The organism is Pseudoalteromonas sp. PS1M3 (assembly GCF_016865405.1).
Lineage (GTDB): Bacteria > Pseudomonadota > Gammaproteobacteria > Enterobacterales > Alteromonadaceae > Pseudoalteromonas > Pseudoalteromonas marina.
Map to the genome: position 1 here is coordinate 578847 of NZ_AP022624.1, position 21079 is coordinate 599925.

A 21079-nucleotide genomic window follows, 5' to 3' on the forward strand; every position below is an offset into this window, starting at 1 on the left:
AATGACAGCGCAATTTGAACACGTATCCGTTTTGATGGACGAAACCATTGATGCCCTAGCAATTAAGCCAGACGGCATATATATGGATGGCACATTTGGACGAGGCGGTCATTCAGGTCAAATACTTGCTCGTTTAGGCGACGCAGGACGCTTACAAGCAATAGACCAAGATCCACAGGCTATAAAGTCGGCTGAAAAATTTGCCGATGACTCCCGCTTTGCTATAGCACACACTCGATTTTCAAGATTATACGATGTAGCTGAGCAAAACGATCTCATTGGTAAAGTGGATGGCATTTTATTAGATATTGGTGTGTCATCTCCACAACTTGATGATGCTGAGCGCGGTTTTAGTTTTATGAAAGATGGCCCGCTTGATATGCGCATGGATCCAACAAGCGGCCGAAGTGCTGCTCAGTGGTTGGCAGAAGCTGAGTTAGATGATATCACCCACGTCATTAAAAAGTTGGGTGAAGAAAAGTTCGGTAAGCGTATTGCACATAAAATTTTAGAAACTCGAGAGCACACACCCATCACAACAACTAAGCAGCTTGCTGATTTAGTTGATGAAGCCGTACCAGTGAAAGATAAGTTTAAACACCCCGCAACACGCACTTTTCAGGCTATTCGTATTTATATAAACAGCGAACTTGAAGAAATACAAACGGCGCTGCAATCGGCCGTAAAAGTATTAAAGCCGGGCGGTCGCTTAGTGGTCATTTCTTTTCATTCACTTGAAGATCGCATAGTAAAACAATTTATTAGAAAACAGAGTAAGGGAGAAGCATTACCCAGAGGTCTGCCTTTAACCGATGCACAAATAAATCAAAACCTGACGTTAAAAGCAGTGGGTAAAGCTATTAAACCAAGCACTGAAGAAGTAGCGCGCAATCCGCGTTCACGAAGCTCTGTACTTAGGATTGCTCAGAGGTTGGGATGAATACAAAAGCAAATCATCGTCAACCTCCCAATTTATTTTTCGAAATAATTAAAGGCCTTGGTGCTAATAAGCTCACCTTGGCCTTGTTGGTTACGATATTTGTTTCTGGCTTTAGCGTAGTGCAAGTCACGCATTTAGCGCGCGGGCAATTAATTGAACAAGATAAACTACTGCAGGAACGAGATGAGCTTGATTTAGAGTGGCGGTACTTACTAGTTGAGGAGGAGTTTTACTCTCAGCATGCGCGTATTGAAGAAGTGGCAACCTCGCAATTAAAAATGAAAAGACCGATGAGTCAGGATGAACAGGTAATTATAGTAAAATGAGAAATCGAGGCAAAAAACCAGTTAACAACTTGATCACATGGCGCTTTATGCTGGTGTGTTCGGTTGTGTTTTTGGTGTTTGTGACGCTAGTGTCTCGTGCCGCCTATTTACAAGTAATTGAACCTGATAAAGCACGTTCGGAAAGTGACAAACGTACAGTACGCGTCGAAAAACTTCATGTGCAACGCGGAATGATCTTTGACCGCAATGGCAAAGAGCTCGCGGTCAGCGTACCCGTTGTGAGTGTGTATGCTGACCCTAAGGCTTTACATAAATCGCTGGTATCTAAAGTTGTTAGGCAAGCGCGAAAAAATGGTGAAGACAAACAAGCGTTGTTAGATAATGCAGTAGAGCTAAACAAACGCACCACACAGTATTACAAAAACGATTTACGTTGGCGCGAATTAGCTGATGTATTACGTATTGATCAGGCAAAAATTAACTCCCGACTTTTAAATGATCCGAGTCGTCGTTTTGTTTATTTAAAACGCCAAGTAACCCCTGCAGTAGCCGATTATATTGGTGGCTTGCGTCTTCCTGGTATTCATTTATTAGATGAGTCTAAGCGTTACTATCCGGCTGGCGAAGTGACCGCGCATATTATTGGTTTTACCAACATCGATGGTAAAGGCATTGAAGGCATTGAAAAGCTCTATGAAAACGCTTTAACCGGCGAAGAAGGTCGTCGAACTATAAGAAAAGACGCCCAAGGCCGTGAAGTGCAAGTGCTAGATGAGCGAGAACGTGTAGAGCCCGAAAGTATTCAACTAAGTATTGATCAACGTATTCAGGCTATTGCCTATAAGGCTGTGAAGTCAGCGGTTTTATCTTATAAGGCTACATCGGGTTCAGCCATGGTGGTTGATGTTAAAACCGGTGAAGTATTAGCAATGGTTAATAGCCCGTCTTTTAATCCAAATAATCTAACCGATGCGGCTCCCCATAAACGCAGAAATCGCGCTATCACTGATTTGTTCGAACCGGGTTCAACCGTTAAGCCACTGGCCATTTTAGCTGGGCTAGACTACGGCGCAATTCAAGCCGATGAACAAATTGACACCTACCCAGGCTGGATGCGTTTAGGGGGAAGTTTAGTCCAAGATACGCGTAACCATGGTGAAATGTCACTACGAGAAATACTAAAATATTCGTCAAATATGGGGGTAACTAAGGTTACTCAGTTGGTTCCAAAAGACTACCTGGTGGGTTTATTCCAAAAGGTCGGATTCGGATCTGACTCTGGCACGGGTATGGTAGGTGAAAGCAGTGGTTTATTTTACCCAAATCGTCGTTGGTCTGATCACGAAATTGCTGCATTGTCATTTGGTTACAATATTGCTGTTAGTACTGCGCAAATGGCTCGCTTCTATGCCATGTTAGGTGCGGGAGGTGTCAACAGACCGCTCACTGTACTAAAGCAAGATTCTATCCCAGAAGGGGATCGCGTTTTTCAACAGCAAGATGTTGAAGCGGTAGTAAACATGATGGAAAGCGTATTTGAAAGTGGTGGTACTGCACATAACGTTAAAGTTGATGGTTACCGTGCAGCGGGTAAAACGGGTACTTCTAAAAAAGCCGCAGTAGGTGGTTACGGTGATGAATATGTTGGTTATTTTGCAGGTGTTGCACCAGCAAGTAATCCACGTTTAGCTGTGGTAGTAATGATCAATGAACCTGGCGGTGATGTGTACTATGGAGGTGCCACTGCAGGCCCTGCATTTGCAGAAATCGTTTCTAACGCATTAAGAATATTAAACGTCGCACCCGACAAGGAAGAAGTTGCGTACGTAAAAGGTAAAAAGAACGATGCGTGATTTAAAAAGCATTTTAAAATACATAGAAATAGATGCACCATCGCAGCTTGTAAGTCATTTGCGATTAGATAGCCGAGACGTCAACCCAGGCGATGTATTTGTAGCAATAAAGGGCCATGAGCTAGATGGCGGGCAGTTTATAGCTAAAGCAATTGAAAAGGGCGCTGTCGCAGTTATTGCCGACAGACTGTGCGAGTTTGATGTTGCATTTGAGCCACTTTATTTAGTGTCTGAACTTGATAAAAAGTTGGCTGAACTGGCTAGTCGTTTTTACGATAAACCGAGCCATAGCCTTGATTTAATTGGTGTAACTGGTACAAACGGTAAATCGACTACCACGGCTATGATTGCTCATTTAGCGCAGTATTGTAATACGCAGTCAGCAATTATTGGTACGCTTGGTTTTGGCCATCCAGATAATTTAACGCCGCTCATAAACACCACGCCTTCAGCAGTCGATTTACAACATATATTGAGCGATTTACATCAAGCAGATAAAAAGCTGGTGGCAATGGAAGTGTCGTCGCACGGACTTGTGCAGCACCGTGTTGCACAGTGCCAGTTTAAAGCTGCTGTATTTACTAACCTTTCTCGCGATCACTTAGATTACCACGGTGATATGGCGAGTTATGGTGATGCAAAACTCATGCTATTTCGTGATTTTGACCCACAGCTTGTTGTACTAAACCAAGATGACAACCAAGTAGGGCTGTGGCTCGAAAAATACGATTTTAATAATTTAATTTGCTACGGACGAAAAAATTTAGCGCCTAAAAATGCACAGTATGTGTACTTTTCAGATGTTGATTATTCGGCTGAAGGTATTTCGGCGCAATTATCTACAAGCTGGGGTGATATTAAGGTAAAATCGCCGCTGTTTGGTGAATTTAATCTTTATAACTTAACGGCTGCTTTAGCCACGTTATTGGGTTTAGGTTATCCCCTTGAGCAACTTATTGCAGGTTGCCAACAACTTCAGCCAGTAGCAGGACGAATGCAAGCATTTAGTGTTGCGGGTAAACCAACTTGCGTAGTTGATTATGCGCATACGCCAGAAGCATTAGCTTTAGCACTACAAGCATTGCAAAAACATGTGCCAGGTGGCGTGAGTTGTGTATTTGGCTGTGGTGGTGACAGGGACAAGGGGAAGCGCGTATTAATGGCTCAAGCTGCTGAAAAAAATGCTAACAAAGTGATTATTACCAGCGATAACCCACGCTCAGAAGATCCAAATGTGATTATTGCAGAGGTAGCTTCAGGTTTAGCTGCACCTCAAAGCGCCCATTTAGAAGCTGATAGAGCGTCAGCAATTAGTTATGCAATTAATAATGCAGCTTCTAATGAAGTGGTGTTAATTGCGGGAAAAGGCCACGAAGATTATCAAATTATAGGCGATGAACGTATCGACTTTTGCGATCGCCAGTTTGTACAAGAACAATTAATAAAAACAGATAGAGGGACTCAAGCATGATCCCGATGGATTTTGATTGGTTAGCCAATGTGTTAACAACCGATTATCAGGGTGATAATCAGCAAGTGCTCAACATAAATACAGATACTCGCACAGTATGCGAAGGTGAAGTGTTTTTAGCACTTAAAGGGCCAAATTTTGATGGTCATAAATTTATAGCTGAGGCAAAACAAAAAGGCGCGATAGGCGTTATTGTCGATCATAAAGTCGATGTTGATATTGCCCAGTTTATAGTGAATGACACGCGTATAGCATTAGGCGCTATTGGTACAGCGGTTATGGCGCAAGTAGCACCTAAAACAATCGCTATTACGGGCAGTGTGGGTAAAACCACAGTAAAAGAAATGTGCGCGGCTATTTTATCTGTGCATGGCGATGTGCTGGCAACCAAAGGTAATTTTAATAACGATATTGGCGTACCGCTAACGTTGTTGCGTTTAGAGCCACAACACCGTTTTGCAGTAATAGAGCTGGGTGCAAATCATTTAGGTGAAATTGCATACACAACGGCAATGGCTAAACCTGATGTAGCGGTAGTGTGTAATGTAGCACCAGCCCATTTAGAAGGTTTTGGTAGCTTGATGGGCGTGGCCAAAGCAAAAGGCGAAATTTTTGATGGCCTTAAAGAAAATGGCGTAGCCATAATTAATTGCGACAGTGAGTTTAGTCAATATTGGCTAGATAAACTTGAAGGGCGCAACATAAAGCGCTTTTCAACCTCTGAAAAACTCGATATTTGGGCTGAAGATATAAGCTTAGATGCTAATGCACGTGCAAGCTTTACGTTATGTACAAAACAAAAAAAAGTACCCGTGACTCTCGCATTACCGGGTAAACATAACATTAGCAATGCACTTATTGCAGCTGCACTAACAAGCGAGCTTGATGTCACTTTAGATGATATTGCTCATGCATTGGCGACGATGGGTGATGTAAAAGGGCGCGTAAACTTAATAGAAGTGTCTGACATGCTCACAGTGGTTGATGATACTTACAATGCCAATGTTAAATCGGTTAAGGCTGCCATTGACTTACTGAGTGATATGCAAGGGCATCGTATTTTAGCGCTGGGTGATATGGGTGAGCTTGGTGAAGACGCACGTAAATACCATCAAGAAGTTGGCGAATATGCGCTTGAAAAAGGCATTGATGAGTTATTTACGCTAGGTGTGTTGAGTAAGTGTGCAAGCGATGTATTTGCGCTTGCGAATCGTCACTTCTCAAACCGTGAGCAGATGCAGCAACAAATTCAAGCCACAATTAATCAAGTAAATAAAAAAACGACCATCGTCGTGAAAGGATCACGCAGTTCTCGCATGGAATTATTAGTAACCGATTTAGTTAATGGCCAGCAACAAGCCATCAATGGAGTATCATAATGTTAGTTTGGCTGGCTGAGTATTTAACACAGTATTTTAGTGGTTTTAATGTTTTTTCGTATTTAACACTGCGCGCTATTTTGGGGATTTTAACTGCGCTCATTATGTCTCTGTATTTAGGGCCAAAGCTAATTCGTGGTTTGCAAAAAATGCAAATTGGGCAAACAGTACGCGATGATGGCCCACAATCACACTTATCAAAATCGGGTACGCCAACTATGGGTGGCCTGCTTATTTTAGCGGCAATTTTTACAAGTACCTTATTGTGGGCCGATCTCTCTAATAAGTATGTGTGGGCAACGTTATTTGTAATTGGCTCACTGGGAATTGTCGGCTTTATCGATGATTACCGAAAAGTTATCCGTAAAGATCCAAAAGGGCTTATAGCGAAATGGAAGTACTTTTGGCAGTCAGTAATTGCACTTGTGGTTGCAACTGCATTGTACTTTACAAGTACGCAAGCTGCAGAAACGTCTTTAGTTGTGCCGTTTTTTAAAGATGTTTTACCGCAGTTAGGCTTGTTTTACATTGTTATTACCTATTTTGCATTGGTTGGAACATCAAATGCTGTAAACCTGACTGATGGTCTAGATGGTCTCGCTATTGTACCGACTATTTTAGTTGCGGCGGCACTTGCCATAATTGCTTACTTAACCGGTAATATTAATTTTTCTGCTTATTTACATATTCCTCATTTGCCATTAGCCAGTGAGCTTGTGGTTGTATGTACTGCCATTGTTGGTGCAGGGCTTGGGTTTTTATGGTTTAACACCTACCCGGCGCAAGTATTCATGGGTGATGTAGGCTCATTAGCATTAGGTGGAGCGCTGGGGATTATTGCAGTGCTGGTTCGTCAAGAACTTCTACTTATTATCATGGGCGGTGTCTTTGTAATGGAGGCGTTATCGGTGATTTTACAAGTCGGCTCGTATAAGTTACGAGGTCAACGAATTTTTAGAATGGCGCCTATTCACCATCATTACGAATTAAAAGGTTGGCCGGAGCCGCGCGTTATTGTGCGTTTTTGGATTATATCTATTGTGTTGGTTCTCGCAGGCCTTGCGACCTTAAAGATAAGATAAATGCAATATTTAAACGAGATAAAGAATAAACAAATAACAGTGCTCGGACTCGGTGTAACCGGTCTGGGCATTGTGCGTTTTTTACTATCTCACGGTTTAACGCCAAAGGTTGTCGACAGCCGAGCAAATCCCCCAGGGATTGAATGGCTGAGCAGTCATGCGCCTAGTTTAAATACACACTTTGGCAGCTTAAATGCTGCTGGGCTTAATAGCAGTGATATGATTATTGTAAGCCCTGGGTTAAGCCTTAAAACGCCTGCCATTGCGAGTGCTATTAATTCGGGTGTTGAAGTCATAGGTGATGTTGAGCTATTTGCGCGCATTAATACTAAACCTGTAGTGGCAGTGACTGGCTCAAATGGTAAATCAACCGTAGTGACTTTAGCCTATGACGTGTTAAAAGCGGCTGGCTTTAATGTGGCACTTGGCGGCAATATTGGTACCGCAGTACTTGATTTACTCAATGACGACTTTGATGTTTATGTGCTTGAGCTTTCGAGCTTTCAATTAGATACCACAACAAGCTTAAAATCGGTGAGTGCCACGGTGTTAAATGTATCTGAAGATCATTTAGATCGTTACGATAGCTACCAAGCATATATAGACTCAAAGCTATCTATTTACAACGGTACACAATGTCTTGTTGTAAATGAAGATGACAAACAAACGCATCCGTCCAGTAGCAGTGCTACGGCTAAAATTGGTTTTGGTACTCAACAGGGTAAATATTGTTTAGGGCAGCATAACTGCAGTACGTATTTTTTCGCTAACAATGAAGCGTTTTTACCTGTTGATACACTTGCTGTTGTAGGTAAGCACAATTATTTAAATACGCTTGCGGTTATGGCGTTACTAAGCCCCTTTAATATTAGTAAAGAGGCTTATAAAAAGGCACTAAATGAGTTTAGCGGATTGGCTCATCGCTGCCAATTTGTTACTCAGCAACATGGCGTTAAATACTTTAACGATTCAAAGGCAACAAACGTAGGCGCTACCATAGCAGCCATAGACAGTTTGGCCACAGAAACTCAAAACTTAATTGTGATAGCGGGAGGCGATGCAAAAGGCGCTGATTTAAACCCGCTTAAACCTTACTTACAAAAGCATGTAAAAGCGCTGATCTGTTTTGGTAAAGATGCCAAAAAGCTAGTGGCTCTGAGCAGCAAAAGCCATTTAACAAATAACATGAGTGAGGCGGTTAATTTAGCTAAGCAGCTTAGTTCGCCGGGTAATGTAGTTTTATTAGCGCCGGCATGTGCAAGCATTGATATGTATAACAACTATATGCAACGTGGTGATGACTTTGTTAAATGTGTTTTGGCGGATAACATATGATTGCGCTTGCACAAATAAAAGACATATTAACACCAAAACCTTCGCCGCAGCTTTATGATGTGCCTTTGCTTTATTCAATGCTAATGCTAATTGGTGTTGGCTTTATTATGGTGATGAGTGCGTCTATGCCCACGGCAGAGCGCCTTTTTGATAACTCACATCATATTGCTATTCGTCACGGGATGTTTTTGGCCGTTGCGTTTGTTCTTTTTTGGATCACGGTTTGTGTGCCAATGGATTGGTGGAAACGCTCAAATGCATATTTATTGATACTGGGCATGGTATTGCTCATTGCTGTATTAATTATTGGCCGCGAGGTTAATGGTGCCAAGCGTTGGATCCCAATTGGACCTATTGGTTTTCAGGTGGCTGAAGCCGCTAAATTGTACTTTTTTAGTTACATAGCGGGTTACTTGGTCCGAAAGCGTGAAGAAGTACAAGAGAACATTAAAGGTTTTGCAAAGCCTATTGCAGTGTTTGCTGTGTATGCATTGCTTATTTTGTTGCAGCCTGATTTAGGCACCGTAGTTGTTATGTTTGTAACAACAGTTGGCTTATTGTTTTTAGCGGGCGCAAAACTATGGCAGTTTTTTGTCCTTATTTTAACCGGGATTGGCTTGGTTGTTTTGTTGATTATTGTTGAGCCTTATCGTATGGCGCGTGTTGTTGGCTTTTTAGACCCTTGGGACGACCCATTCGGAAAAGGGTACCAGCTCGTTCAATCGTTAATGGCATACAGCCAAGGTGGATGGTTTGGCCAAGGGTTAGGTAATAGCGTGCAAAAGTTGCAATACCTTCCTGAAGCACACAATGATTTTATTTTTGCGGTTATTGGCGAAGAGCTTGGTTTAGTTGGCGTGGTAAGCATTTTAATGGTGCTCGCCACTTTAGTATTTAGAGCACTATTAATTGGCCAGCAAGCCTTAAAGTGCGGTAAAGAATACGAAGGCTACTTTGCCTTTGCAATAGGTATTTGGTTTGCGTTTCAAACCATGGTGAATGTAGGGGCAAGTGCGGGAATTTTACCGACTAAAGGTCTTACATTACCGTTTATTTCTTATGGTGGTTCTAGTTTGATGATTATGACCATAGCAACTGGAATATTATTACGCGTTGACTTTGAAACTAAAATGGCAACCAAGCAAGCGACCTCAGGCGGAGGTAAACGATGAGTAAAAAGTGTGTTGTAGTCGCTGGTGGAACTGGCGGGCATATATTTCCAGGTATTGCAGTTGCTGATTACTTAAAAGCACAGGGGTGGCAAGTTACTTGGATTGGCACACCCGATAGAATGGAAGCAAGCGTTGTTCCTAAGCACAATATAGAAATTGATTTTATTAATGTAAAAGGCGTGCGTGGCAACGGATTAAAACGCCTTGTTAAAGCGCCATTCATGGTCATTAATGCAATATTGCAAGCGCGTAAGGTATTGAAAAATCAACGTCCAGATGTTGTTCTTGCTATGGGAGGATACGTAACTGGACCAACAGGTATTGCTGCAAAAAGTTTAGGTATTCCGTTAGTTATTCATGAACAGAATGCGGTTGCTGGTATGAGTAACCGATGGCTTTCACGATTTGCTAATCGCGTTTTAGCGGCTTTTCCAAGCGCTTTTGATGCAGGACAAGCCGAACTTGTCGGCAATCCAGTTCGTCAAAGTGTAATAGACATAGCAACGCGTGACGTTTCAACACCGGTTAATATGTTGGTTGTGGGAGGGTCGTTAGGGGCTCAGGTACTAAACCAAACACTTCCAAGTGCATTTAAAGCGCTTAACAAAACCAGTGCAATAAATGTATGGCACCAGACAGGTAAAGGACATTTAAACAGCGTTGAGCAAGCATACAAAACGCACATGTTTGAAAGCGATAATGTAAAAGTTGCGGAATTTATTGATGACATGGATGCAGCGTATGCTTGGGCTGATATTGTTATCTGCCGAGCTGGTGCGCTAACGGTAAGTGAAATTGCAGCTGCGGGAAAAATGGCTGTATTTGTGCCGTTTCCTCATGCAGTTGACGACCATCAAACGGCTAACGCCCAATATTTGGTTGAGGCAGATGGAGCGTTACTCATGCAGCAAAGTGCATTTAATGAGCAATCGATTGTTGTGCTATTAACCCCTTACTTAGTAAACCCTAGTTTAATTAATAAAATGGCTAATAACGCAAAAAAACAAGCCATTTTAGATGCCACAGCAAGCGTAGCCGCGCACTGTGAGCAAGTATCAAATAAGAGAGCGTAAGTGAAAGAAGCATCAGTACAAAACAAAAGTATACGACCTGCAATGCGTCGAATAGAAACCATCCACTTTATTGGTATTGGTGGGGCGGGTATGGGCGGTATTGCCGAAGTGCTCGCTTTTGAAGGTTACCGTATTACAGGGTCTGATATTGCGCATAGTGCGATGACAGATCGCTTGATTAAAGCGGGTGCAGAGGTATTCATTGGTCATCACGAAAACAACGTAAAAGATGCCAATGTGGTGGTAGTTTCAAGTGCTATTGACGAAACTAACCCTGAAATAATTGCCGCAAAAGCTGCAAGAATTCCTGTTGTGCGTCGTGCTGAAATGCTAGCTGAATTAATGCGTTTCCGCCATGGTATAGCCATTGCAGGTACACATGGTAAAACCACAACAACAAGTTTAATTGCCAGCATTTATGCACAAGCTGGGCTCGATCCAACCTTCATTATTGGTGGTTTATTAAATAGTGCAGGCAGTAACGCTAAAGTGGGTAAAAGCGATTTTTTAATTGCAGAAGCTGATGAGAGTGATGCGTCGTTTTTACACTTACAACCTATGGTATCGGTGATCACTAATATTGAAGAAGATCACATGGATACATACGGTGGCAGCCTTGAAAAAATGAAAGACACTTATGTCGATTTTATACATAACCTGCCATTTTATGGTCTGGCTGTTGTATGTATCGACTCTGAGGTAGCCGCCGAACTAATTCCTCGTTTTGGGCGTCCTATTATTACATATGGCGAGTCGTCAACGGCTGATTATCGTATGAGTGATTTTAGCCAGTCAGCTAATACGTGTACGTTTACGGTAACCAATAAACAAGGTGAGTGTTTAACGGCAACCCTAAATATGCCAGGCAAACATAACGCATTGAATGCAACAGCAGCGATTGCAGTAGCAAAAGATCAAAATATTGCTAACCAAGCAATTTTAGAAGCATTACAAAAGTTTGAAGGTATTGGCCGTCGTTTTCAACACTACGGCGAATTTGAAAACGAACGCGGCAATATAATGTTAGTGGATGATTACGGTCATCACCCTTCAGAGGTTGCAGCAACTATTGCGGCAGTACGCGAGGGGTGGCCCGATAAACGCTTAGTAATGATTTATCAGCCGCATCGTTATAGTCGTACTCGTGATTTATATGAAGACTTTGTAAAAGTACTTGCCGATGTAGATCAGCTCTTATTATTAGATGTTTATGGCGCAGGCGAAGAGCCTATAGTGGGCGCTGATAGTAAAAGTTTATGCCGAAGCCTTCGTCAACGTGGCAAAGAGCCATTGCATGTAGCATCAAGTAAAGAGCTTGCGGGTGTATTAGCAGATAACTTGCAAAATAATGACTTAGTATTGACCCAAGGTGCGGGTAATATAGGTCAGTTAGTAAAAACGTTAGCAGCAACAGGCATGTCGATAGAAAAATTAAAACAAGGTGAAGTATGACCCAAGTAAATGCACAATTTGGTAAAGTAGCGGTAATGCTTGGTGGTAACTCAGCAGAGCGTGAAGTGTCATTAAAGTCGGGTCAGGCTGTTTTTAATGCATTACAAAATTGCGGTGTAGATGCGATTGCATTCGATCCTCAAAACCGGTCGTTGTGGGAACTCAAAGAGTTAAATGTAGATCGTGTTTTTATCGCACTGCACGGCCGAGGTGGTGAGGACGGAACTGTTCAAGGTGCGTTAGAGTTTATGAACTTACCTTACACCGGCAGTAACGTACTTGGGTCAGCGCTGGCAATGGATAAAATTCGTTGTAAGCACTTGTTTAAATCAGCTGGCTTAAGCACCGCGCCTTATGCCGTTGTAGATGCTAAAAAAGGTTTTGATGCACACGCTATCATGGCTGAATTTAAAAAAGTGATGGTTAAGCCTTCTCATGAAGGGTCGAGCATTGGTATGGCACAAGCAACTACTGCGCAAGAACTTGAAGATGCATTAATCAATGCATTTAAGTTTGATAGCCAAGTGTTGGTTGAGCAGTGGATAACGGGCCGTGAATTTACAGTGACTGTTTTAGGTGATGAAGTACAGCCCGTAATTGAAATGACAACGCCAAATGGCTTTTACGATTATCAGGCAAAGTATCAATCAAATACTACGCAGTATCATTGCCCAGCCAATTTATCGACGCACGATACGCAGCAATTACAGGCTATGTCGTTAGAGGCGTTTGACTTAGTTGGCGCAAGCGGTTGGGGCCGCGTAGATGCAATGCAAGATGAGCAAGGCAACTTTTATTTATTAGAGGTTAATACTGTACCCGGAATGACAGAAAAATCATTAGTGCCTATGGCAGCTAAAGCAAATGGGGCAAGTTTTGAGCAATTAGTTGTTCGCATTTTGGAGCAAACGCTTTAATATGCATCCCCTTTTAGAAAAAGCTCATAAAATCAAACAGAACCTAAATTGGTCGCTGATTTTTGGCGTGAGCTTTTTTTTATTTGTTATTATAGGCTTAGTGCAAATTACAACGGGTGTATCTGATTGGTTAGTAAAAAATAAAGATGCACAAATAAAGCACTTAACGGTGCAAGGGCATCCTAAATACACAGATGAAACCGCAATAATAACAGCAATAAAAAAAGCGGATTTAAGTAGTTTTTTTGAGCTTGATGTAAAACATGTACAACAGCTAGTGCAAAATCTACCTTGGGTGGCCACTGTATCGGTGCGAAAACAATGGCCTGATACGATTCAGGTTTACGTTGTTGAACACGAGGCGGTTGCGCATTGGAATAGTGACTTGTTAATTAATAACAACGGTGAGGCTTTTCAAGCTCGCAGCGATAAGTTAAGTAAAGATTTACCTCAGTTATTTGGCCCAGAAGGGAGCGAACAAGAAGCATGGATTGCCTTTAAGCAGTTTGACGAAATGCTTAAAGTAAACGCGTTAACGCTTAAAAGTTTAGCGTTATCAGAGCGTTTTTCTTGGCAGCTTTGGCTTGATAGCGGGGTGCGCTTAAATTTAGGGCGTAGGGATAAAGCCAAGCGTGTACAACGTTTTATAGACGTTTACCCACGTATGGAATATCCAGAAAAAGCACAGATAGATGCAGTCGATTTACGGTATGATACCGGCCTTGCAGTGAGCTTTAAGCCAGTGCAAGAAGAACAATTACAAAATAAGAGTAAGGCATGACTAAGTCAGCAGAAAGAAACCTCGTGATTGGATTAGACGTTGGTACCTCGAAAGTGGTAGCCACGGTAGGTGAAATCACCGCAGATAACAAGCTCAGCATTGTTGGTGTGGGCAGCCAGGTATCCCATGGTATGGATAAAGGTGGCGTTAACGATTTAAACTTAGTGTCTGAGTCTATTCGCCGCGCTATAGACGAAGCCGAATTAATGGCAGATTGTCGAATTAGTTCGGTGTACTTGGGGATTTCTGGTAAACATATTCAATGCCAGAACGAAAGCGGTGTTGTTGCTATTAATAATACTGAAGTAACAGACGAAGATATTGAAAATGTGATTCACATTGCGCGTTCTGTGCCTATTTCAGCTGAACGTAAAATGCTGCATGCACTACCGCAAGAGTACAGCATAGACATGCAAGAAGGGATTAAAAACCCACTAGGCATGAGCGGTGTGCGTATGGAGGCACGTGCTCACATTATTACCTGCTCCAATGACATGGCCAAAAACATAGAAAAATGTGTTGAGCGTTGTGGCCTTGAAGTCGACCAATTGATATTTACAGCATTGGCTTCTTGTTATTCAGTTCTCACAGATGATGAAAAAGAGCTTGGAGTCGCGGTACTCGATATTGGTGGTGGTACAATGGACATCACTATTTATATCAACGGTGCGCTGCGCCATTCAGCAGTAATCCCTGTGGCGGGTAATCAGGTAACGGGTGATATTGCAAAAATATTTCGTACACCTATATCGCATGCAGAGTCACTCAAAGTACAATATGCATGTGCAAGCAGCCAATTGGCAAGCAGCGAAGACACTATTGAAGTACCAAGTGTAGGCGGGCGCCCTGCAAGATTAATGTCACGTCATACATTATCAGAGGTGGTAGAGCCTCGTTTCAGAGAATTATTTGAACTTGCGATGGAAGAAATTCGTCGTTCAGGTTTAGAGGACCAAATTGCGGCAGGTCTCGTTATAACAGGCGGAACTGCCAAAATGACTGGTGCAATGGAAGTGGCGGAAGACATTTTTCAAATGCCAGTAAGAATAGGTAAACCAATCGGGATGGTTGGTTTAACAGACTACGTAGATGATCCTTCGTACGCAACCGCTGTTGGTTTGTTACAATACGGGCGCACCATGCAATCGATGAATGCACAAAAGTCGAAAGCAGAGGATAACAATAATTGGTGGAACCGCATTACTAAATGGTTTCAAGGCGAGTTTTAAGACTCAAGTCGGAGAGTGAACATGTTTGATATAATGGAACAACACAGCGAAGAAGCTGTAATAAAAGTAATTGGCGTGGGCGGCGGCGGCGGTAACGCTGTTGAGCACATGGTAAAACAGCAAATCGAAGGCGTGCGCTTTATTGCCGCTAATACAGATGCGCAAGCATTACGAAATTCGGCTGCTGATGTAACCGTTCAATTAGGCACACAAATAACCTCTGGGTTAGGTGCGGGTGCAAACCCTGAAGTAGGCCGCGAATCGGCTGAAGAAGATGCAGAGACTATTCGTGCAAGCCTTGAAGGTGCCGACATGGTATTTATCGCAGCGGGCATGGGCGGCGGTACAGGTACTGGTGCAGCGCCTGTGGTTGCTAAAATTGCTAAAGAGCTGGGTATTTTAACTGTTGCGGTAGTGACGCGTCCTTTCGACTTTGAAGGTAAGAAGCGTGCAGCGGCAGCTGAACAAGGTATCAGCGAGTTGTCAGAAATTGTAGATTCGCTTATTACAATTCCAAACAATAAATTACTTAAAGTTTTAGGCAAAGGCACTACACTTCTAGATGCATTTGCTAAAGCTAATGACGTATTATTTGGTGCAGTACAAGGTATTGCAGAACTCATTACGCGCTCTGGTTTAATTAACGTGGATTTCGCTGACGTACGAACTGTTATGTCTGCTATGGGTACTGCTATGATGGGTACTGCATCTGCGTCAGGTCCTGATCGTGCACAAGAAGCCGCAGAGGCTGCTATTTCAAGCCCATTATTGGAAGACGTTGATTTAACAGGTGCCAAAGGTATCTTAGTTAATATCACCGCGGGTATGGATATTGCGATTGAAGAATTCGAAATTGTCGGTAACCACGTTAAAGCACTTGCCTCTGAAAACGCAACGGTTGTTGTGGGTGCGGTAATTGATCCTGAAATGAGCGACGAGTTACGTGTAACTGTAGTTGCAACGGGGTTAGGCGGCGATCGTCGTCCACAGTTTGGTATTGTTGATAACGGTTTTAAAAAGGCTTCGGGTTCTGATGTTGCAAACACGTCTAACCAAGCAAGCAGCATGTATGTGCCTAGCTTTGCAAGCCAAGACAGCACCGATGAAAGTGCAGCTAAAGCACAAACTGAAAGCGCAGAAAAAGCGAGTTCAGCAAGTTCTAGCAATACAGCAAGCTCGTCGTCGCAAACGAGTAAAAAAGCGGATAAATCAGAGGGTGGTGATTACTTTGACATCCCTGCATTTTTACGCAAACAAGCAGACTAATAAAAAACGTTATTTTGCTGGTAAATTGAGCGAATATTGTAAGGCGCGCGTATATATGTTACTATCCGCCGTCTAACTGTAATAAATTTAAGTGAGCGAACCTATGATTAAACAGCGTACGATTGCAGAAGTAGTCAAAGCCATAGGAATTGGACTTCATAAAGGTGAGAAGGTCACAATAACTCTCCGACCTGCGAGCGCAAATACTGGGATTGTATTTCGTCGTGTCGACCTTGATCCGGTTGTTGAATTTGAAACAACACCTGAAGCCGTTGGCGATACGCAGTTGTGTACCTGTTTAATTAACAAAGATGGCGTTCGTTTATCAACTACTGAGCACCTAATTGCTGCAGTTGCAGCAATGGGGATTGATAACCTAATTGTAGAATTAGACAGCTCAGAAGTGCCAATTATGGATGGTAGTGCATTACCATTCATTTATTTATTACAAAAAGGCGGCATTGAAGAGCAAAATGCCGCTAAACGCTTTATTCGTATTAAAGAAAAAGTACGTATCGAAGAAGGCGACAAATGGGCCGAAGTAGAACCGTACGACGGTTTTCACATCGACTTTGAAATCGCTTTTGATCACCCGGCTATTAACGAAAGTCGTCAGCGTGTTGGTTTAGACATCACCGCTCAAAGCTTTACTGAAGAAATTAGCCGTGCTCGTACCTTTGGTTTTATGAAAGATATTGAATACATGCATGCTAATAACCTTGCTTTAGGTGGCAGCATGGACAGCGCAGTAGTACTTGACGAGTTTAAAGTACTAAACCCAAATGGTTTACGCTACAGCGATGAGTTCGTTAAGCACAAAATACTAGACTGTGTTGGTGACATGTTTATGACAGGCCACAACATTTTAGGTAAGGTGACTGCGTTTAAGTCGGGTCACGATTTAAACAATAAGTTGCTTCGTAAAGTAATGGCAACCGAGTCAGCGTGGGAGTGGGCAACATTTGAAACGCCTGTAACGATGCCTGCACCCGGTCTTGAGTTAGCAACAGCCTAACCAAGCACTTTAAAGTACACACTTAAAACAGTTACAAAAAATGACGCTTATTAGCGTCATTTTTTTTGCTATGTATCTATTCTTTTAAAATAGTAAGTTTTAAAAATTAAATACCTAAAATGGGCTGTAACTGTTCTAATTTGGTTATTGTGTAAGTGGGGGTTATTCCTTCAGGTAATTGTTCACCAGGGTGTTGCAACCAACATGTATCTATACCTACATTATTACCGCCAAGTATGTCACTTGATGCGGTATCACCCACCATTAATATTTGACTCTTATTTGGGTTACCCATCAGTTCGAACGTATGTTCAAAAATAGCTTTGTTAGGTTTTGCTATACCTACAAGCTCAGAAATAACTAACCATTCAAACATATCTTTTAAACCAGTATGCTCTAAACGTACTGTTTGCAGACGAGCAAAGCCATTAGTAATGATGCCTAACCTAGCATGAGGTCTTAATTTATTAAGCAACTCTATAGCGCCTGGTAATGGTTCACAAATTTGCGCCATTGCATCTAAAAATGCATCGTTCAACTCTTTAGCGGGGACATTTAATTTTGCTGACCATTCGTTAAAGCGGGTTACCTGCAAGTAATCAGCACTAATAACACCATTTTGATAATCAACCCACAGTTGTTTATTGGTTTTTTGATAGTGAACGTAGTCGTCTTGCGTAAAATTAACGCCGTAATTTTTAAACATACGGGTCATACCGGCTAAAATATCAAACCTAAATAAAGTTTCGTCTGCATCAAACAACACGTAGCTGTATTTCATTCAATTTCCTGTATTTTATTTGCGATATAGGTCGCTATGTAAAAAGGGTGCCATGGCCAAGGTTAGTGCTTGGGTATAGGTACTTTCACGTGTTGCATAGTTATTTGTAAGCAGACCAATGGCGCCGCCTTTTTGTTTTATATTTGTGGTGTTAAATGCTTTATCCATTACATCGCCAAGCTCTTCGCCATTAAGTAATGCTTTAAAAAGTATATTGGGTAATGGAAGGTTACTGCTTCGCCCTACAACCTGTTCTGTGGCGTTATCAATAACAACATAGGCAAAGGTCGCTGCACCATAGCTAAATTGCTCTGCACCGCCTTCCATTGCCACGTAGTAATCGGCTTGATAGTGCTTTTTACAATAGTTAACACGGTTTTGCGCGCCAATACGTGTTTCATCTTCACCAATAGGTTGATCTGGCACGTTTGAAGGAGCGTTAACACCTAGGCAATCAATGGTGTTATTTGGAAAGTACATAGTAAAAATATGCTTTGCTGCATTTATTTTTACTGGGTTTTTAGATCCAACTATAACTTTTAACAATGATGACATGCTGATCTCGTATTGAGTAAAATCAGCAGTGTACGTGACTTCTGTTAAACAAAAAAGAGCACTAAAGCGATAATACTAAATAGGCAAATCAAGCGGAGCAAGGTTCTCTAGTGCGCGCTTTTTCATAATAATATCTTTTATCAGCGGTGTTAATACAAGCTCCATTGCAAGGCCCATTTTACCGCCCGGTACTACCAGCGTATTAATACGTGACATAAAGCTGCCTTCAATCATTCTCAAATAATAAGGAAAATCAACATCTTCAATGCCTCTAAAGCGGATCACAACAAAACTTTCATCAAGTGATGGAATGTCTTTTGCGCTAAATGGGTTTGATGTATCTACGGTAGGCACACGCTGAAAGTTAATATGCGTACGTGAAAACTGAGGGGTAATATGATTTATGTAATCGTCCATACTACGCACAATTGACCCCATCACGGCTTCGCGAGAGTGGCCTCGCTCTGAAGTATCGCGGATTAGCTTTTGTATCCATTCAAGGTTAATAATAGGTACCATGCCTATGAGTAAATCAACATGCTTGGCTACATCAACGTCTTGGTCAACAACTCCGCCATGCAAACCTTCGTAGAACAAAATATCTGTATTATGCTCAAGGTCTTGCCAAGGAGTAAATGTGCCTGGCAGTTGGTTATAAGGTACAGCTTCATCAAAGGTGTGCAAGTAGCGGCGCAATTTGCCTTGCCCTGTTTCACCATAATTACTAAATAACGATTCAAGGGCGCCAAAGTCGTTAGCTTCACGGCCAAAGTAACTAATATGTTTACTTTCTTGTTGGGCTTCGCGTATTTTTTTGTCCATTTCGGGGCGTGTATAACGATGAAAGCTATCACCTTCAATAAATGCTGCCTGAATATTTAGGCTACGAAAAATATGCTTAATGGCATTGGTCGTGGTGGTTGTACCCGCACCCGACGAACCAGTAATTGCAATGATAGGATTTTTAGCTGACATGTTAATTCTCTTTTTTAGGACCAGGCTATATAACCAGACTAAACTTAACACTTTTTTAAGTCGTTTGGGTATCTTAAGTGTTGACTGACTAAGCTCAAGTGACGCCATCAGCAAATAACGTTATCATGAGGTGCTTAAAATTAAAACGAGAGAAAGCATGAAACTTTTAAAACCATTACTTAGCTTCTTTTCATTAAGTGCGTTAGCCGCAGGTTGTGCGCACGCTAACATGCCTAAAAGCCAAATATTACTTGCTGATTTAAATACGCCATATGGTGCTCAAGTGACCATAGTAAGCGACAAAACAAGTTACAATAACCAGCCTTACTTAATTAATGACGATTTATACTTTACCCATGAGGTAATAACTAATAACCAAAGCCAAACCGATATTGCACACTACAATTTAACAACACGTGAAATAACTAACTTAACAAATACACCTGTCAGTGAGTATTCGCCAACGTTAATGCCTAATAAAACAAGTTTATCAGCCATTGTTGTAGAGGCTGATTCAAAACAAAAGTTGTGGCAGTATCCGCTTGATACACAAAGTGCGCCTAGTCGTATTTTTGATTGGATAGAGCCTGTTGGCTACCATGCTTGGGGCATTAAAAACGATTTAGTGATGTTTATTTTAGGTCAGCCGCATACGCTTCAATACACCTCAGTAGACGCTGCTAGAGGTGAAATAGCTGCCAGTGATATTTCTCGTACACTTATTTATAACCACAACGCGGCGATGTTTTTATTTAGTTATACTAAAAATGATCAGCATATTTTAGCGAGCTTTAATCCACAAAATAAACAAGTAAGCGATTTATTAAGGCTCCCCACTCAGGTACAAGACTTCATTTTAAAAGATGATAAAACAATTGCTTACGCTATTAAAAATCGTGTTTATCAACGTAAGCTCGATGGCAGTAATGAGATATCGCAATGGCTTGATTTAAGCACATACTGCGAAACAAATATCACCCGAATGAGTTACAACAACGATAAGCTTGCATTTGTATGCGACGTAACACAATAAAGTAAGACTTCAAACTGCGTATGCGTTAAGGTAATACGCAAATTAACGAATAGGGATAAACATGGCGTACAGTGCAGATGAGTTAACAGAGCAGCTTATAAAACTACAATGCAGAAGTAATTTTAAAATTAAAAACATTGCTGAATACATGTTAGTTAATTCTAAAGAGGCCTTTTACACTCACAGTGAAAGCGGTAAAGGCAAAATAGTGATTCGCCCTGCGTTTGAAGTATTTAGCGATGACTTTAATGACATAGATGGTGTAACACGTGCACAAGGGTATTTTCATAGCAGTGAAATGACCCGTTTTCCAACTCGTATATATAAAAGCGCCCAACCAATTCATTATGGTGTCGCATTTAAAATAAATTCAGAGCAAGCTGCAAAAGACTTTATTGCTAAGTTGACGATGATCATTGGTAATTAATCTGAACTTTAGTTAAGAAGTTTATTATCCAGAATTCGAGTTAATTAGTTTCGCCC

Annotated in this window: 20 protein-coding genes; 17 read left to right on the forward strand and 3 right to left on the reverse strand. The window is 41.7% G+C overall.

The genetic code is table 11. The annotated features are described in order from the left end of the window. The first annotated feature begins 1 nt into the window (after position 1). The 15 genes from rsmH to lpxC all read left to right on the forward strand — a co-directional run bounded on the left by rsmH (position 2) and on the right by lpxC (position 17252). Positions 2-940 carry a 16S rRNA (cytosine(1402)-N(4))-methyltransferase RsmH gene (gene rsmH / locus PS1M3_RS02735; RefSeq protein WP_008126786.1) on the forward strand — a complete coding sequence of 313 codons (939 nt, stop codon included), beginning with the start codon at positions 2-4 and terminating at the stop codon, positions 938-940. Beyond that, positions 937-1266 carry a cell division protein FtsL gene (ftsL, locus tag PS1M3_RS02740; protein WP_203986157.1) on the forward strand — a complete coding sequence of 110 codons (330 nt, stop codon included), beginning with the start codon at positions 937-939 and terminating at the stop codon, positions 1264-1266. Before rsmH ends, ftsL begins: the two co-directional genes overlap by 4 nt. Further along, the gene (locus PS1M3_RS02745) at positions 1263-3080 is read left to right on the forward strand and encodes a peptidoglycan glycosyltransferase FtsI (RefSeq protein ID WP_008126791.1); all 1818 of its coding nucleotides are present in this window, start codon (positions 1263-1265) and stop codon (positions 3078-3080) included. Before ftsL ends, PS1M3_RS02745 begins: the two co-directional genes overlap by 4 nt. Continuing rightward, on the forward strand, positions 3073-4551 hold the full coding sequence (gene murE, locus PS1M3_RS02750; protein ID WP_203986159.1) for a UDP-N-acetylmuramoyl-L-alanyl-D-glutamate--2,6-diaminopimelate ligase: 1479 nt from the start codon (positions 3073-3075) through the stop codon (positions 4549-4551). The genes PS1M3_RS02745 and murE overlap by 8 nt, the downstream gene beginning before the upstream one ends. Then, complete coding sequence (murF, locus tag PS1M3_RS02755) at positions 4548-5930, forward strand: UDP-N-acetylmuramoyl-tripeptide--D-alanyl-D-alanine ligase (RefSeq protein WP_138740417.1); 1383 nt, start codon at positions 4548-4550, stop codon at positions 5928-5930. The genes murE and murF overlap by 4 nt, the downstream gene beginning before the upstream one ends. Next, positions 5930-7012 (forward strand): phospho-N-acetylmuramoyl-pentapeptide-transferase, encoded by a 1083-nt coding sequence (mraY, locus tag PS1M3_RS02760; RefSeq protein WP_006792142.1) that lies wholly within the window; start codon positions 5930-5932, stop codon positions 7010-7012. Before murF ends, mraY begins: the two co-directional genes overlap by 1 nt. After that, positions 7013-8347, forward strand: a complete 1335-nt coding sequence (gene murD, locus PS1M3_RS02765) for a UDP-N-acetylmuramoyl-L-alanine--D-glutamate ligase (RefSeq protein ID WP_203986161.1) — start codon at positions 7013-7015, stop codon at positions 8345-8347. Further along, positions 8344-9519 carry a cell division protein FtsW gene (gene ftsW / locus PS1M3_RS02770; RefSeq protein WP_138740415.1) on the forward strand — a complete coding sequence of 392 codons (1176 nt, stop codon included), beginning with the start codon at positions 8344-8346 and terminating at the stop codon, positions 9517-9519. Before murD ends, ftsW begins: the two co-directional genes overlap by 4 nt. Continuing rightward, a complete protein-coding gene (gene murG, locus PS1M3_RS02775) occupies positions 9516-10592 on the forward strand; it encodes an undecaprenyldiphospho-muramoylpentapeptide beta-N-acetylglucosaminyltransferase (RefSeq protein WP_138740414.1) in 1077 nt (358 codons plus the stop codon). Before ftsW ends, murG begins: the two co-directional genes overlap by 4 nt. Next, the gene (gene murC / locus PS1M3_RS02780; RefSeq protein WP_138740413.1) at positions 10593-12044 is read left to right on the forward strand and encodes a UDP-N-acetylmuramate--L-alanine ligase; all 1452 of its coding nucleotides are present in this window, start codon (positions 10593-10595) and stop codon (positions 12042-12044) included. Continuing rightward, a complete protein-coding gene (locus PS1M3_RS02785) occupies positions 12041-12961 on the forward strand; it encodes a D-alanine--D-alanine ligase (RefSeq protein ID WP_006792147.1) in 921 nt (306 codons plus the stop codon). The genes murC and PS1M3_RS02785 overlap by 4 nt, the downstream gene beginning before the upstream one ends. Before the next feature lies 1 nt (position 12962). Beyond that, a complete protein-coding gene (locus PS1M3_RS02790; protein WP_058428356.1) occupies positions 12963-13742 on the forward strand; it encodes a cell division protein FtsQ/DivIB in 780 nt (259 codons plus the stop codon). Then, complete coding sequence (gene ftsA, locus PS1M3_RS02795; protein ID WP_010555687.1) at positions 13739-14971, forward strand: cell division protein FtsA; 1233 nt, start codon at positions 13739-13741, stop codon at positions 14969-14971. The genes PS1M3_RS02790 and ftsA overlap by 4 nt, the downstream gene beginning before the upstream one ends. A 21-nt stretch (positions 14972-14992) precedes the next feature. Continuing rightward, positions 14993-16237: a cell division protein FtsZ gene (ftsZ, locus tag PS1M3_RS02800; RefSeq protein WP_010555688.1), complete on the forward strand. Its 1245-nt coding sequence runs from the start codon at positions 14993-14995 to the stop codon at positions 16235-16237. Between the two features lie 103 nt (positions 16238-16340). Beyond that, entirely contained in the window at positions 16341-17252 is a 912-nt protein-coding gene (gene lpxC / locus PS1M3_RS02805) for a UDP-3-O-acyl-N-acetylglucosamine deacetylase (protein ID WP_008126813.1), read from the forward strand. 106 nt (positions 17253-17358) lie between these two features. Here the strand turns inward: lpxC and yjjG are convergent, their stop codons facing one another. The 3 genes from yjjG to PS1M3_RS02820 all read right to left on the reverse strand — a co-directional run bounded on the left by yjjG (position 17359) and on the right by PS1M3_RS02820 (position 19563). After that, positions 17359-18033 carry a pyrimidine 5'-nucleotidase gene (gene yjjG / locus PS1M3_RS02810; RefSeq protein WP_203986163.1) on the reverse strand — a complete coding sequence of 225 codons (675 nt, stop codon included), beginning with the start codon at positions 18031-18033 and terminating at the stop codon, positions 17359-17361. Between the two features lie 15 nt (positions 18034-18048). Continuing rightward, a complete protein-coding gene (gene yjjX, locus PS1M3_RS02815) occupies positions 18049-18588 on the reverse strand; it encodes an inosine/xanthosine triphosphatase (RefSeq protein WP_203986165.1) in 540 nt (179 codons plus the stop codon). Between the two features lie 75 nt (positions 18589-18663). Further along, complete coding sequence (locus tag PS1M3_RS02820; protein ID WP_138740409.1) at positions 18664-19563, reverse strand: phosphoribulokinase; 900 nt, start codon at positions 19561-19563, stop codon at positions 18664-18666. 157 nt (positions 19564-19720) lie between these two features. Here PS1M3_RS02820 and PS1M3_RS02825 point away from each other — a divergent pair, with 157 nt between their 5' ends. Continuing rightward, positions 19721-20596 (forward strand): hypothetical protein, encoded by an 876-nt coding sequence (locus PS1M3_RS02825; RefSeq protein WP_203986167.1) that lies wholly within the window; start codon positions 19721-19723, stop codon positions 20594-20596. A 61-nt stretch (positions 20597-20657) separates the two neighbouring features. Beyond that, complete coding sequence (locus tag PS1M3_RS02830) at positions 20658-21023, forward strand: hypothetical protein (protein ID WP_006794078.1); 366 nt, start codon at positions 20658-20660, stop codon at positions 21021-21023. Positions 21024-21079: the final 56 nt, after the last annotated feature.